This is a genomic window from Pseudomonas sp. SWRI51, from assembly GCF_014268825.1.
GTDB lineage: Bacteria > Pseudomonadota > Gammaproteobacteria > Pseudomonadales > Pseudomonadaceae > Aquipseudomonas > Aquipseudomonas farsensis.
The window spans coordinates 1-14,179 of the sequence record NZ_JABWRG010000118.1; the positions used below are offsets into that span (position 1 = coordinate 1).

Here is a 14,179-nt window from a genome sequence, read left to right on the forward strand (position 1 = left end):
GGGCTGCGCAGCAGCCCTGAAAACCCACGGGTAATCCCCAGGGCTGCTGCGCAGCCCAACGCGGGACAAGCCCGCTCGCCACAAAGGAGCTCGCCACAAGGAGATATGTCTGGCGAGAAAAGGCTTGCACAAAACCATAGAATCTCCCACACGGGCCGCGTCATCTGTGGGAGCGACCCGCGGCACTCATGCAGTCTCACACCGAGAAAAACACCCCAACCTGACCTGGATCAATTGACACCCGCCATATCACGTTTATTCAAAGCCCCCAACGCGACTAAGTGTCGCAGCAAGGCCCCGAGCTGCCATCAGCGGCGTATCATGGGCCGCATAGCGCTAGCACAACGCGCATGACCGCGGCCAGCACGCACAGGCCGCGGCGTTTCTCCACTGCCGTGGGACTAGATGATGAGCAAGCAAATACCGGTACATGATGTAACCCCGCCTGCCAGCAAAGGGAAGGATTCCGTCGACCTCTACGCCTCGCGCGAAAAAATCTACACCCGCGCCTTCACCGGCCTTTTCCGCCGCCTGCGCATGGTCGGCGGCGCCGGCCTGTTCCTGCTCTACTTCGGCACCGTATGGCTGAACTGGGGCGGCCACCAGGCCGTATGGTGGAACCTGCCCGAGCGCAAGTTCTACATCTTCGGCGCCACCATCTGGCCGCAAGACTTCATCCTGCTGTCCGGCATCCTCATCGTCGCAGCCTTTGGCTTGTTCTTCATCACCGTCTACGCCGGGCGCGTCTGGTGCGGCTACACCTGCCCGCAGAGCGTCTGGACCTGGGTGTTCATGTGGTGCGAAAAAGTCACCGAAGGCGACCGCAACCAGCGCATGAAACTCGACAAGGCGCCCATGAGCGCCAACAAGTTCGTGCGCAAGCTGGCCAAGCACAGCCTATGGCTGCTGATCAGCTTCGTCACTGGCATGACCTTCGTCGGCTACTTCGCCCCGATTCGCGAACTGGTGTACGAATTCTTCACTGGCCAAGCCGACGGCTGGGCCTACTTCTGGGTTGGCTTCTTCACCCTGGCCACCTACGGCAACGCCGGCTGGCTGCGCGAGCAGGTGTGCATCTACATGTGCCCCTACGCCCGCTTCCAGAGCGTAATGTTCGACAAAGACACACTGATCGTCTCCTACGACCCGCGCCGCGGCGAAACCCGCGGCCCGCGCAAAAAAGATGCCGACTACAAGGCCCAGGGCTTGGGCGACTGCATCGACTGCACCATGTGCGTGCAGGTCTGCCCCACCGGCATCGACATCCGCGACGGCCTGCAGGTCGAGTGCATTGGCTGCGCCGCGTGCATCGATGCCTGCGACACCATCATGGACAAGATGAACTACCCCAAAGGCCTGATCAGCTACACCACCGAGCACAACCTGTCCGGGCAGAAAACCAACATGCTGCGCCCACGCCTGATCGGCTACGCCTTGGTGCTGCTGGTGATGATCGGCGCCCTGGCCACCGCCTTCGCCATCCGCCCGCTGGTCGGCTTCGACGTCGCCAAGGACCGCGTGCTGTACCGCGAGAACGCCCAAGGGCGGATCGAGAACGTGTACAGCCTCAAAGTGATGAACAAGGACCAGCGCGACCACGTCTACCTGCTCGACGCCACCGGCGTGCCAGACCTGCAACTGACCGGCCAACGCGAGATCCGCGTGGCAGCAGGCGACATCGTCAGCCTGCCGGTGCAGCTGTCGGTCGCCCCGCAAAGCCTGCCGTCGACCACCAACGAAATCACCTTCACCCTGAAAGACGCCGACGACAGCGCCAGCCAGGTCGAAGCCAAGAGCCGCTTCATCGGCCCACAGATCCGTTAAGAGAGAACCTGCACAATGCCTGCCGCCACCGCCGCCAGCCCTTGGTACAAACACCTCTGGCCCTGGATCATCATCGGTATCCTCACCACCTCCGTGTGCCTGAGCCTGACCATGGTCAGCATCGCCGTGCGCAACCCCGACAACCTGGTCAACGACAACTATTATGAGGCCGGTAAAGGCATCAACCGCTCGCTCGACCGCGAGCTGCTGGCGCAGACCCTGAACCTCAAGGCCAGCATCTACCTGGACGAGTTGACCGGTGAGGTCCAGGTGCACCTGAGCGGCAACAGCAGCCCGCAAACCCTGGAGCTGAACCTGATTTCGCCAACCCAGCCGGAGCGCGACCGCAAGGTGCAACTGGCGCGCAGCGAGCCGGGCCGTTACGTTGGCCAGCTCGACGACAAAGTCGAAGGGCGGCGTTTCGTCGAGCTGCTCGGCAGCCAGGACGGCCACGTATGGCGCTTGTTCGAGGAAGAAAAAGTCGAGCACGGCGTGGCCTTGCAACTGGGTGATGAAGCCATCCAAGGCGCCGAACGTCTGTAGCAGCGGCCTTGCGCCGCCAAAGGGCCCGCGTCAGCCAGAAGAGATGTAGATGAACCACCCAACCCCCTGCTATCACTGCGCCCTGCCCGTACCTGCCGGCAGCCGCTTCACTGCCGTGGTGCTTGGCGAGCCGCGGGCGTTCTGCTGCCCAGGCTGCCAGGCGGTGGCCGAGTCCATTGTCGCCGGGGGCCTTGAGCACTATTACCAGCACCGCAGCGACAGCAGCGCCAACCCCGAGGCCCTACCCCGGCAGCTACAGGACGAACTGGCGCTGTATGACCGTGACGATGTGCAACGCAACTTCGTGCGCCACGCAGGTGAACTGGCCGAAGCCACCTTGTTGGTCGAAGGCATCAGTTGCGCCGCATGTGGCTGGCTGATCGAAAAACACCTGCGCAACCTGCCAGGGGTCAGCGAAGCACGCCTGAACCTGTCCAACCACCGCCTGCTGCTCAGTTGGGCCGACGCCGAGCTGCCGCTGTCAACGCTGCTGGCCGAGCTGCGCCACATCGGCTACGCCGCACACCCCTATCAGCCGGACAAAGCCGCCGAGCAACTGGCCCAGGAAAACCGCAGCGCCTTGCGCCGGCTGGGTGTGGCCGGGCTGTTGTGGTTCCAGGCAATGATGGCAACCATGGCCACCTGGCCGGAATTCAACATCGACCTGTCACCCGAACTGCACACCATCCTGCGCTGGGTGGCGCTGTTCCTGACCATCCCCATCGTGTTCTACAGCTGCGCGCCGTTTTTCAAAGGCGCCGCCCGCGACCTGCGTACGCGCCGCCTGACCATGGATGTCTCGGTATCGCTGGCCATCGGCCTGGCCTTCGGTGCCGGTATCTGGACAGCGATCACCGGCAGCGGCGAGCTGTATTTCGACACCGTGGGCATGTTCGCGCTGTTCCTGCTCACCGGCCGCTACCTCGAACGGCGCGCCCGCGAGCGTACGGCGGCGGCCACCGCGCAACTGGTCAACCTGCTGCCAGCCTCGTGCCTTCGGGTGGGCAGCGATGGCCAGGCCGAACGCATTCTGCTGGGCGAATTGCAGTGTGGCGACCATGTGCAGGTGCTGCCTGGGGCGGTCATTCCTGCGGATGGTTGCATTGTCGAGGGGCGCTCCAGCGTCGATGAGTCGCTGTTGACCGGCGAATACCTGCCACAGCCCCGGCGCGCTGGCGACCGGGTTACCGGCGGCACGCTCAATGTCGAAAGCGCACTGACCGTGCAAGTGCAGGCGCTCGGCCAGGACTCGCGCCTGTCAGCCATCGTCCGCCTGCTGGAGCGGGCGCAATCAGAAAAACCGCGCCTGGCCGAAATCGCCGACCGTGCCTCGCAGTGGTTCCTGCTGTTCACCCTGGTTGCGGCAGCAGTGATCGGCCTTGTGTGGTGGCAACTGGATGCCACGCGCGCGTTCTGGATCGTGCTGGCGATGCTGGTTGCCACCTGCCCTTGCGCGCTGTCACTGGCCACCCCCACGGCGCTCACGGCCGCCACCGGCACCTTGCACAAGCTTGGCTTGCTGGTGACCCGGGGCCATGTGCTGGAAGGCCTGAACCAGGTCGATACGGTCATTTTCGACAAGACCGGCACCCTCACCGAAGGCCGCCTGGCACTGCGCAGCATCCGCCCCCTGGGGCGCCTCGATAGCGACCAGTGCCTGGCCCTGGCCGCCGCCCTGGAAAACCGCTCCGAGCACCCCATCGCCCGCGCCTTCGGCCGCGCCGCCCGCCCCGCCGACGCGGTCAATGCCGTGCCCGGGCTCGGGCTTGAGGGGGTGGTCGACGACTTGCGCCTGCGCATCGGCCAGGCCACCTTCGTCTGCGCCCTGAGCGGCGCCGAAATACCAGCGGTGCCCGAACAACGCGGGCAATGGCTGCTGCTGGGCGACCGCCAAGGCCCGCTGGCCTGGTTCGGCCTGGATGACCGCCTGCGCGAAGATGCCGCAGGCCTGGTCGCAGCCTGCAAGGCGCGCGGCTGGCAGACCCTGCTGTTGTCCGGCGACAGCTCGCCGATGGTCGCCGAGGTGGCCCAGCAACTGGGCATCGACCAGGCCGTAGGCGGCATGCGCCCGGACGACAAACTGGCCCGCCTGAAACAACTACAGGCCGCAGGGCGCAAGGTACTGATGCTCGGCGATGGGGTCAACGACGTGCCGGTACTGGCTGCCGCCGACATCAGTATCGCCATGGGCAGCGCCACGGAACTGGCCAAGACCAGCGCCGATGCGGTGCTGCTGTCGAACAACCTCAATGCGTTGGTGCAGGCCTTCACGCTTGCCCGGCGCACGCGGCGCAACATTGTCGAAAACCTGCTCTGGGCGAGCCTGTACAATGGCCTCATGTTGCCGTTCGCAGCGCTTGGCTGGGTCACCCCGGCATGGGCGGCGGTCGGCATGTCGCTGAGCTCGCTGATCGTCGTGCTCAATGCGCTGCGCCTGACCCGTCAAGCCAAGGCCCAGCCCGAACCGGCAGCAGCGCCACTTGCAAGGAACACCCTATGCCCGCCCTCTACGTGATGATCCCCGCAGCCCTGCTGCTGGTGGGCGTTGCCGTGTACATTTTCTTCTGGGCGGTGGACAGCGGCCAGTACGAAGACCTTGAAAGCCCGGCGCACAGCATTCTGTTCGATGACCAGGACCCGCGCCACCAGGCCGCGGTCAAGGCCGAGGACGCCAAGCACGACGACCAGGCGCCGCCGCCAAATGCCTGACCTGCTGCCACTGCTGGGCTCTGCCCTGGTGCTTGGCCTGCTAGGCGGTGGCCACTGCCTGGGCATGTGCGGCGGCTTGATGGGCGCACTGACCATGGCCATCCCCGCCGAGCAACGCGCCCTCCGCTTGCGCTTGTTGCTCGCCTACAACCTCGGCCGGGTGCTCAGTTATGCCTGCGCCGGCCTGTTGCTCGGCCTGGCCGGCGTGGCCTTGGCCAGCAGCCCGCTGGCCGCTGTGCTGCGGGTGGTGGCCGCACTGCTGCTGATCACCATGGGCCTGTACCTGGCCGGCTGGTGGAGTGGTCTGACCCGCATCGAAGCGCTGGGCCGCGGGCTGTGGCGCCGGGTGCAGCCAGTGGCGAGCCGGTTGTTGCCGGTGTCCAGCGTGCCGCGTGCGTTGCTGCTGGGTGCATTGTGGGGCTGGCTGCCGTGCGGGCTGGTCTACAGCACGCTGCTGTGGGCGGCCAGCCAAGGCAATGCGCTGCACAGCGCAGCGTTGATGCTGGCGTTCGGCGTCGGCACCTGGCCGGTACTGCTGGCGACGGGGCTGGCGGCTGAGCGCGTTGGCGCGGTGATCCGCAGGCGCGGGGTACGCATGGCCGGTGGCGTGCTGGTGATACTGTTCGGGCTATGGACCCTGCCTGGGCCGCATCAGCACTGGCTGATGGGGCACTAGGGAAATTCTGAAAAAGGCTTCCTGATTTGGCAAAATCTCCGGATACCCGTCGCCGAGCTTTTCGATGATGAAACAGATGTCCTTCGCCGACGCCGAGTAAGCCGGCAAGCGCAAGCAGACCCGTAAGGAGTTGTTCCTGATCGAGATGGATCAGGTGGTGCCCTGGAAGGGTTTGATTGCGCTGATCGAGCCGCATTATCCAAAGGGTGAAGGTGGTCGTCCGGCCTACCCATTGATGGCGATGCTGCGTGTACATCTGATGCAGAACTGGTTCGGCTACAGCGATCCGGCGATGGAAGAGGCTTTGTATGAGACGACCATTCAGCGTCAGTTTTCTGGTCTGAGCCTTGAGCGAATCCCGGACGAAACTACCATTCTTAATTTCCGCCGATTGCTGGAAAAGCACGACTTGGCGACCGGAATTCTCGGCGTCATCAATGGTTATCTGGGCGACCGTGGGCCTGTCGTTGCGTCAGGGCACCATCGTCGATGCCACCCTGATTCATGCCCCCAGTTCGACCAAGAACAAGGACGGCAAGCGCGATCCCGAGATGCACCAGACAAAGAAGGGAAACCAGTATTACTTCGGGGCCAAAGCACATATCGGTGTCGATGATGAGTCGGGCCTGGCGCACAGCGTGGTGGTCACGGCGGCCAATGTTGAGGAAGACGTGGTGTGCGCCGATGCGGGTTACACCGGGGCCGAGAAGCGCGAAGAGCACGCGGGGCGCGAGGTAATCTGGCAAATTTCAGCCCGACGCAGCACTTACAAAAAGCATGGAAAACGCAGTGCCCTGTACAAGGCGATACGCAAGATCGAGAAGGCCAAGGCTCAGGTTCGCGCCAAGGTCGAGCACCCGCTTCGGGTGATCAAGCGCCAGTTCGGTTATACGAAGGTGCGCTTGCGAGGCTTGGTGAAGAACACTGCACAGATGGTGACGCTGTTCGCTCTGTCGAACCTGTGGATGGCACGCCGACACTTGTTGGCGAACGCAGGAGAAGTGCGCGTGTAATACAGGAAATGGCTGCGGCGCAGTGGCTTGCAGTGGCCGATGAGCCTGAAAAGTCGAAGAGGATTGGTCAAATTTCGACGGGCGTCGTTTTTTGAAGTGCTGATCGTTCGATAGCCGGAAAATATCCGGCCATTTCAGACCATCCCTAGCCCACCGACTGCCTACCTGTCATCGTTCTCAACGCGGTCCTGCACCGTACGATTATTTTAGGCAAGCGCCAAACGCTACTTTCAATTGTCAACTGGCAAAAATGCCAGCTGTGTGAGTAGTGCTACGGGGTCATGATCAATATCAGTGATGCCTTAGCGTGGGATCACTTGAACATGCCACGACAGCGAGCGCTGTTCTGCTTATCCGCCTGGATAATGAGGTGCGACGATGAGTGTGATGCACTGGGGGTTGGTTATCAATGGAATAGCGTTGTTTTTAGTGGTCATGTTTAAAGCGTTGCTGCAGGCGCGTAAATCAAAAGTCATCCAGTCGATGTATTCCATCAGAAGTGCATCCTATGCGCCGTATTCAAATAGTTCGTCTTTCGAAAAGCGCAGTCGTGTAACAGTCAAGCAAATGACTCGAGAGCTGACGGTGCTCAGTCGCTACCTACCACAAATTCGGACTTACTCCGTTTCTGGTGTTCAGGCATGGATACCACGTATTGCTGGTTCGCTGGGTATGAAGGTCAGTTTGGGTATTTGGATTTGTGATGACGAAAGAAAGAATGCAATGGAGATTGCCCGGGCAGTAGTGATCTTGCGTAAGTGTAATAACATTGTGCGGGTTGTGGTAGGTAATGAGGTTTTGTTTAGGCATGATTTGCCATTGGGGCGACTCAAGGAATATATGCGCGAAGTGAAGTTGATAACAGAGCTTCCGGTGACAACTGCGGAGCTTTGGCACATATGGTTGAGCCATCCCTCCTTGTCCGATTACGTAGATGAAATAACCATACATACGCTTCCGTTCTGGGAAGGCGTGTGCCTTGCTGATGCGGTGAACCACACGGTGAGCGCGGTGGGCAAGGTGATTTCAGCATTTCCGGGCCGAAAGATCTATGTCGGCGAAGTAGGGTGGCCCTCTGGTGGGCATGCACTGAATACAATGCCTGCAGATGAGTATCAACAAGCGGAATATATTAGAGGCGTGATCAGTGAGTTCAACAGCATGGGGGTGGATTACAATGTGATCGAAGCATTCGATCAGCGTTGGAAACGCTCGGAAGGCACGGTGGGCCGGCATTGGGGGATGTTCAGGAGTGACGGGAGGGTAAAGTTTGTACTCGGCGGAAAAACCTCAGTCCCTGTTAAAGGGATTCAAGTATTCTTGTACGAATTCTTTAGAGGCGCGCTAGGTCGAGCATTACTACTTTGCAGCGGGTTCGCCATGTTGCTTGCGCTCGCCGAAAGGGTATGGTACGGGCTTTCGACTTTGTCTCCGGTCGATCAATTGGTTGCGATCAATGTATGGTGCGTGTGGTGTATCTGCGTGCTCTTGATCTCGCTACACGAAACAGTCGACGGGTACTTGATGCCACGGAACAACACTTTTTTTTCAGCGCCTGACAGCGAGGGCCAGGTTTCCTACAAAGTCGCTATCCACATCGCGTGCAGAAATGAGCCGCCCACTATGGTGAAAGATACATTGTCCCGGATAAGCGAGCTGTTCCATGGGGATTATGAGGTTCATGTTATTGACAATAATACGGATCAGGAAAGTTTCTGGATGCCGGTCCAGGCACACTGCCTTGCCTTAGGGAGTAAATTCAAGTTCTGGCGGGTTGAGAGGATTGTCGGTAATAAGGGTGGGGCATTAAATTTCTTGCTGGATAAGACGTCTGATGACGTTGATATAATTGCCGTGGTTGATTCGGATTATCAGGTCGAGCAGGACTGGCTAGGGCTTACTTCTCTATTTTATGATCCTGAAGTCGCTGTTCTGCAGTCGCCGCAGGATTATCGTGACCAAGTTTCGCTGTTCAAGAGGTTGTGCTATTACGAATATAAGAGCTTCTTCAATGTCGGCATGCTGATTCGAAACAATTTCAATGCCATCATCCTTCATGGCACCATGACGTTGATCCGCGCGCGTGTACTGAGGACGCTCCGATGGTCGGAGCAATGTGTCTGTGAGGATGCCGAGCTTGGATTGAGGATTCTTCAACAGGGGCACAAGATGAGATATATTCCGGTTTCTTACGGGAAAGGCCTGATGCCGGATAATTTCTATGACTACAAGCGCCAACGTTTCCGCTGGGTGAGGGGGGCAGTACAGATCCTGAGGGGCCATGCGAAAATAATTTTCCTAAAAAATGAACAGCTCTCATGGACACAACGCTATCAATTCGTCATCGGGTGGATGCACTGGCTGTCCCAAGCGGGAGGACTATTGATGACAAGTGCGCTTATTGGATGGTCGGCACTTTCCTTGGTGGCACCTTCGGCCGCGTCCTCCTACCCTCTGCTTATATCGGGCTCACTGGTCGGAGCCTTTCTGGTTACGCTGTTCGCTCAAACAGTCCTTTATGTGCGTTACAGCCCGGATGGAACTTCCAATGCGTGGCTGTCGATTCTTGCAAGTCATGCATTGAATCATGTCGTCGCACAGGCGGTGTTTTATTCGATTTGGTCGAAGTCGACGAGGTTTATCGTGACGCCCAAGCAGACGGCTAGCAGCTCTCTAGGCAGAGTTCTGAGTAGCTGTGCTGGAGAGGCGTTATTATTTGCCATGTTGATGGCTTGTGCATTACTGGTCATGTGCTTGCCAGCACTGACATTGTCCTCTGTGGTGTGGAGCGTGATGTTGATTACCCGCAGTTTTCCTTATGCAGCTGCATTGGTCATGGCGTGTTTGTCCGCGGCAGCGAAGCGCCCTGAAACGAGCATGGGCAGTCACAAAAAAACATTGTGAATGATCGCGATGCCAAGGCCAGCTTGCCGTAGCGCCCTTGGAGTATCCTGGGCTTGCTGATGTGCACGAAATCTCATAATGATCAGGCATTGCTCAGAGGCCTGTTAGGGAAATTCTGAAAAAGGCTTCCTGATTTGGCAAAATCTCCGGATACCAGTCGCCGAGCTTTTCGATGATGAAACAGATGTCCTTCGCCGACGCCGAGTACGCCGGCAAGCGCAAGCAGACCCGCAAGGAGTTGTTCCTGATCGAGACGGATCAGGTGGTGCCCTGGAAGGGTTTGATTGCGCTGATCGAGCCGCATTGTCCAAAGGGTAAAGGTGGTCGTCCGGCCTACCCATTGATGGCGATGCTGCGTGTACATCTGATGCAGAACTGGTTCGGCTACAGCGATCCGGCGATGGAAGAGGCTTTGTATGAGACGACCATTCTGCGTCAGTTTTCTGGTCTGAGCCTTGAGCGAATCCCGGACGAAACTACCATTCTCAATTTCCGCCGATTGCTGGAAAAGCACGACTTGGCGACCGGGATTCTCGGCGTCATCAATGGTTATCTGGGCGACCGTGGCCTGTCGTTGCGTCAGGGCACCATCGTCGATGCCACCCTGATTCATGCCCCCAGCTCGACCAAGAACAAGGACGGCAAGCGCGATCCCGAGATGCACCAGACGAGGAAGGGAAACCAGTATTACTTCGTGGCCAAAGCACATATTGGTGTCGATGATGAGTCGGGCCTGGTGCACAGCGTGGTGGTCACGGCGGCCAATGTTGCGGACGTCACGCAGGTCGGCAAACTGCTGCACGGTGAGGAAAACGTGGTGTGCGCCGATGCGGGTTACACCGAGGCCGAGAAGCGCGAAGAGCACGCGGGGCGCGAGGTCATCTGGCAAATTGCAGCCCGACGCAGCACTTACAAAAAGCATGGAAAACGCAGTGCCCTGTACAAGGCGATACGCAAGATCGAGAAGGCCAAGGCTCAGGTTCGCGCCAAGGTCGAGCACCCGCTTCGGGTGATCAAGCGCCAGTTCGGTTATACGAAGGTGCGCTTGCGAGGCTTGGTGAAGAACACTGCACAGATGGTGACGCTGTTCGCTCTGTCGAACCTGTGGATGGCACGCCGACATTTGTTGGCGAACGCAGGAGAAGTGCGCGTGTAATACGGGAAATGGCTGCGGCGCAGTGGCTTGCAGTGGCTTGCAGTGGCCGATGAGCCTGAAAAGTCGAAGAGGATTGGTCAAATTTCGACGTGCGTCGTTTTTTGAAGTGCTGATCGTTCGATAGCCGGAAAATATCCGGCTATTTCAGACCATCCCTAGGGGCAGCTAAAAGCTTGCAGCTCGCCGCAGGCGCTTGCAGCTTGATACAAATCAACATAGAAACTTACATCCATCCCTAGACTCCGGGTACTGCTGCTCTATCCGGGGACTGCCCACATGCTCGAAGAACTTCACTGGGACCCCGACCTGATCCGCCGCTACGATCTGGCCGGGCCACGCTACACCTCTTACCCGACCGCCGTGCAACTGCACAGCGAGGTGGGCTCGTTCGACCTGCTCCACGCGCTGCGCGAAAGCCGCCGGGCGGCACGTCCGCTGTCGCTGTACGTGCATGTGCCGTTCTGCGCCAACATCTGCTACTACTGCGCCTGCAACAAAGTCATCACCAAGGACCGCGGCCGCGCCGCACCTTACCTGCAACGCCTGGAGCAGGAAATCCAGCTGATCGCCTGCCACCTCGACCCCAAACAGCGCGTCGAGCAGTTGCACTTTGGCGGCGGCACGCCGACTTTTCTCAGCCATGCCGAATTGCGCCAGTTGATGGCCACGCTGCGCCAGCATTTCAACCTGCTGGACGACGACTCTGGCGACTATGGCATCGAACTGGACCCGCGTGAGGCCGACTGGTCGACCATGGGCCTGCTGCGCGAACTGGGCTTCAACCGCGTCAGCCTCGGTGTGCAGGACCTCGACCCGGCCGTACAGCGCGCGGTCAACCGCCTGCAAAGCCTGGAGCAGACCCGCGCCCTGATTGAAGCGGCGCGCACGCTGCAGTTCCGCTCGGTCAACCTTGACCTGATCTACGGCCTGCCCAAGCAGACGCCAGAAGGCTTTGCACGCACCGTCGAGGAGGTGATCCGCCTGCAACCGGACCGCCTTTCAGTGTTCAACTATGCCCACCTGCCCGAGCGTTTCATGCCGCAGCGGCGCATCGACAGCAACGACCTGCCGGGCCCGGCAGCCAAGCTTGAAATGCTCCACGCCACCATCGAACAGCTCACCGCTGCAGGCTATCGATACATCGGCATGGACCACTTCGCCCTGCCCGACGACGAGCTGGCCATCGCCCAGGAAGAAGGCACCCTGCAGCGTAATTTCCAGGGTTACACCACCCATGGCCACTGCGACCTGATCGGCCTCGGGGTGTCGTCGATCAGCCAGATCGGCGACCTGTACTGCCAGAACAGCAGCGACCTCAACACCTACCAGGACGCCCTCTCCCACGCCCAACTGGCCACCCAGCGCGGCCTGCTTTGCAATGAGGACGATCGCCTGCGCCGCGCGGTGATTCAGCAGTTGATCTGCCATTTCGAACTGGACTTCGAGCAGATCGAACGCGCTTTCCTGATCGATTTCCGCGGCTACTTCAACGAGCAATGGCCGCAGCTTCAAGCCATGCAACGCGACGGCCTGATCAGCCTGGACGCCAAGGGCATCCGCGTCCTGCCGGCCGGGCGCCTGCTGGTGCGCTCGGTGTGCATGGTGTTCGATGCGTACCTGGCTCAACAAAATCGTCAGCGCTTTTCGAGGGTAATCTGAACAGATAGAGACGTTTGACCACATGGACAGCTTGCCTTGGCAGGCACACTATGGACAGTAGAGGCTAACGCCGTCAGCACGCACCAGAACAGCGCACGCTGGCTTACCGACCTTGTCGTGGGTTACCCTTACGACTTATGTGTGCTTTCTCACAAGGATCGAAGAAATGTCTGAGCCAGTAAAACTGCGCCCACACAACCAGGCCCATTGCAAGGATTGCAGCCTGGCCCCCCTGTGCCTGCCGCTGTCGCTCAACCTTGAGGATATGGACGCACTGGATGACATCGTCAAACGCGGCCGCCCACTGAAAAAAGGCGAGTTCCTGTTCCGCCAAGGTGACGATTTCGGCTCGGTTTACGCAGTCCGCTCTGGCGCGCTGAAAACCTTCAGCCTGAGCGACAGTGGTGAAGAACAAATCACCGGTTTCCACCTGCCCAGCGAGCTGGTCGGCCTGTCCGGCATGGACACCGAAGCCTACCCGGTGTCGGCCCAGGCCCAGGAAACCACCTCGGTGTGCGAAATCCCCTTCGAACGGCTTGATGAGTTGTCGGTGCAGTTGCCGCAACTGCGCCGCCAGTTGATGCGGGTGATGAGCCGCGAAATCCGCGATGACCAGCAAATGATGCTGCTGCTGTCGAAAAAGACCGCCGATGAGCGCATCGCCACCTTCCTGGTCAACCTGTCGGCGCGCTTCCGCGCACGCGGCTATTCGGCCAACCAGTTCCGCCTGAGTATGTCGCGCAACGAAATCGGCAACTACCTGGGCCTGGCGGTCGAGACCGTATCGCGGGTGTTTACCCGCTTCCAGCAGAATGGCCTGCTCAAGGCCGAGGGCAAGGAAGTGCACATCCTCGACCCGATCCAGCTGTGCGCGCTGGCAGGCGGCGCCATAGAAGCCTGACCGCCGGAACAGGTATACTGGCGCCTTGGTTTTTCCAGGATACCTGCCCCATGCACAGCGACACGTTCGACCTCAAAGCCCTGATCCGCCCGGTAGTGGACTTCCCGAAACCGGGCGTCATCTTCCGCGACATCACCCCGCTGTTCCAGTCACCACGCGGGCTGCGCTATGTGGCCGACCAGTTCATCGAGCGCTATGTCGAAGCTGAATTCAGCCACATCGGTGCAATGGACGCGCGGGGCTTTCTGATTGGCTCGATCATCGCCCACCAACTGAACAAGCCGCTGATCCTGTTCCGTAAACAGGGCAAGCTGCCGGCTGACGTGCTGTCTGAGGGTTACCAGACCGAATACGGCGAGGCCTTCCTGGAAGTGCATGCCGACAGTCTGTGCGATGGCGATTCGGTGTTGCTGTTCGATGACCTGATTGCCACGGGTGGCACGCTGCTGGCGGCGGCCAACCTGATCCGCCGCACCGGCGCGCAGGTGTTTGAAGCAGCGGCAATCATCGACCTGCCTGAGCTTGAGGGTTCGCAACGTCTGCAGGCGGCGGGCGTGCCGACCTTCTGCCTGACCGAGTTTTCGCTAAGCGAGTATTAATCGGCGTCTTATTGCGTGAAGCGGGTGGTGGCCTCATCGCAGGCTAGCGCCAGCTACCCCGCAGGCCGCGCTCAACCGCACCAAGGCTGGTTGGACCCAATCCTGTGGAAAATGATAGACAGTCGTGGCGAGCGGGCTTGTCCCGCGTTGGGCTGCGCAGCAGCCCTGAAAACCTCAAGGGCTGCGGCGCAGCCC

General features: G+C 59.9%; 10 protein-coding genes and 1 pseudogene. All 11 read left to right on the plus strand.

Going from position 1 to position 14,179, the window contains the following annotated elements; all coding sequences use genetic code 11:
* Nucleotides 1-408: 408 nt before the first annotated feature.
* The 11 genes and pseudogenes from ccoG to HU720_RS22040 all read left to right on the plus strand — a co-directional run bounded on the left by ccoG (nucleotide 409) and on the right by HU720_RS22040 (nucleotide 13,984).
* Nucleotides 409-1,824, plus strand: coding sequence for a cytochrome c oxidase accessory protein CcoG (gene ccoG / locus HU720_RS21990; RefSeq protein ID WP_186522866.1), 1,416 nt, complete (start codon nucleotides 409-411; stop codon nucleotides 1,822-1,824).
* 15 nt (nucleotides 1,825-1,839) lie between these two features.
* Complete coding sequence (locus tag HU720_RS21995; RefSeq protein ID WP_186522868.1) at nucleotides 1,840-2,367, plus strand: FixH family protein; 528 nt, start codon at nucleotides 1,840-1,842, stop codon at nucleotides 2,365-2,367.
* A gap of 49 nt (nucleotides 2,368-2,416) precedes the next feature.
* Entirely contained in the window at nucleotides 2,417-4,882 is a 2,466-nt protein-coding gene (locus HU720_RS22000; protein ID WP_186522870.1) for a heavy metal translocating P-type ATPase, read from the plus strand.
* Complete coding sequence (gene ccoS / locus HU720_RS22005) at nucleotides 4,864-5,076, plus strand: cbb3-type cytochrome oxidase assembly protein CcoS (RefSeq protein WP_186522877.1); 213 nt, start codon at nucleotides 4,864-4,866, stop codon at nucleotides 5,074-5,076. Before HU720_RS22000 ends, ccoS begins: the two co-directional genes overlap by 19 nt.
* Nucleotides 5,069-5,752 carry a sulfite exporter TauE/SafE family protein gene (locus HU720_RS22010; protein WP_186522878.1) on the plus strand — a complete coding sequence of 228 codons (684 nt, stop codon included), beginning with the start codon at nucleotides 5,069-5,071 and terminating at the stop codon, nucleotides 5,750-5,752. The genes ccoS and HU720_RS22010 overlap by 8 nt, the downstream gene beginning before the upstream one ends.
* 130 nt (nucleotides 5,753-5,882) lie before the next feature.
* Nucleotides 5,883-6,765: pseudogene (locus tag HU720_RS22015) on the plus strand (IS5 family transposase).
* A gap of 378 nt (nucleotides 6,766-7,143) precedes the next feature.
* Nucleotides 7,144-9,669, plus strand: a complete 2,526-nt coding sequence (locus HU720_RS22020; RefSeq protein WP_186522883.1) for a glycosyltransferase family 2 protein — start codon at nucleotides 7,144-7,146, stop codon at nucleotides 9,667-9,669.
* Between the two features lie 175 nt (nucleotides 9,670-9,844).
* A complete protein-coding gene (locus tag HU720_RS22025) occupies nucleotides 9,845-10,825 on the plus strand; it encodes an IS5 family transposase (protein WP_186522888.1) in 981 nt (326 codons plus the stop codon).
* 276 nt (nucleotides 10,826-11,101) lie between these two features.
* Nucleotides 11,102-12,484 (plus strand): oxygen-independent coproporphyrinogen III oxidase, encoded by a 1,383-nt coding sequence (hemN, locus tag HU720_RS22030; protein ID WP_186522885.1) that lies wholly within the window; start codon nucleotides 11,102-11,104, stop codon nucleotides 12,482-12,484.
* A 166-nt stretch (nucleotides 12,485-12,650) separates the two neighbouring features.
* Nucleotides 12,651-13,385: a Crp/Fnr family transcriptional regulator FnrA gene (gene fnrA / locus HU720_RS22035; protein WP_186522886.1), complete on the plus strand. Its 735-nt coding sequence runs from the start codon at nucleotides 12,651-12,653 to the stop codon at nucleotides 13,383-13,385.
* Nucleotides 13,386-13,435: 50 nt separating this feature from the next.
* Entirely contained in the window at nucleotides 13,436-13,984 is a 549-nt protein-coding gene (locus HU720_RS22040) for an adenine phosphoribosyltransferase (protein WP_186522887.1), read from the plus strand.
* The last annotated feature ends 195 nt before the right edge of the window (nucleotides 13,985-14,179 follow it).

Coding starts and splice junctions, on each gene's coding strand:
- ccoG (WP_186522866.1), top strand. CDS start 409: ATGAGCAAGCAAATACCGGTACATGATGTAACCCCGCCTGCCAGCAAA.
- HU720_RS22010 (WP_186522878.1), top strand. CDS start 5,069: ATGCCTGACCTGCTGCCACTGCTGGGCTCTGCCCTGGTGCTTGGCCTG.
- hemN (WP_186522885.1), top strand. CDS start 11,102: ATGCTCGAAGAACTTCACTGGGACCCCGACCTGATCCGCCGCTACGAT.
- ccoS (WP_186522877.1), top strand. CDS start 4,864: ATGCCCGCCCTCTACGTGATGATCCCCGCAGCCCTGCTGCTGGTGGGC.
- HU720_RS22025 (WP_186522888.1), top strand. CDS start 9,845: ATGAAACAGATGTCCTTCGCCGACGCCGAGTACGCCGGCAAGCGCAAG.
- HU720_RS21995 (WP_186522868.1), top strand. CDS start 1,840: ATGCCTGCCGCCACCGCCGCCAGCCCTTGGTACAAACACCTCTGGCCC.
- HU720_RS22020 (WP_186522883.1), top strand. CDS start 7,144: ATGAGTGTGATGCACTGGGGGTTGGTTATCAATGGAATAGCGTTGTTT.
- HU720_RS22040 (WP_186522887.1), top strand. CDS start 13,436: ATGCACAGCGACACGTTCGACCTCAAAGCCCTGATCCGCCCGGTAGTG.
- HU720_RS22000 (WP_186522870.1), top strand. CDS start 2,417: ATGAACCACCCAACCCCCTGCTATCACTGCGCCCTGCCCGTACCTGCC.
- fnrA (WP_186522886.1), top strand. CDS start 12,651: ATGTCTGAGCCAGTAAAACTGCGCCCACACAACCAGGCCCATTGCAAG.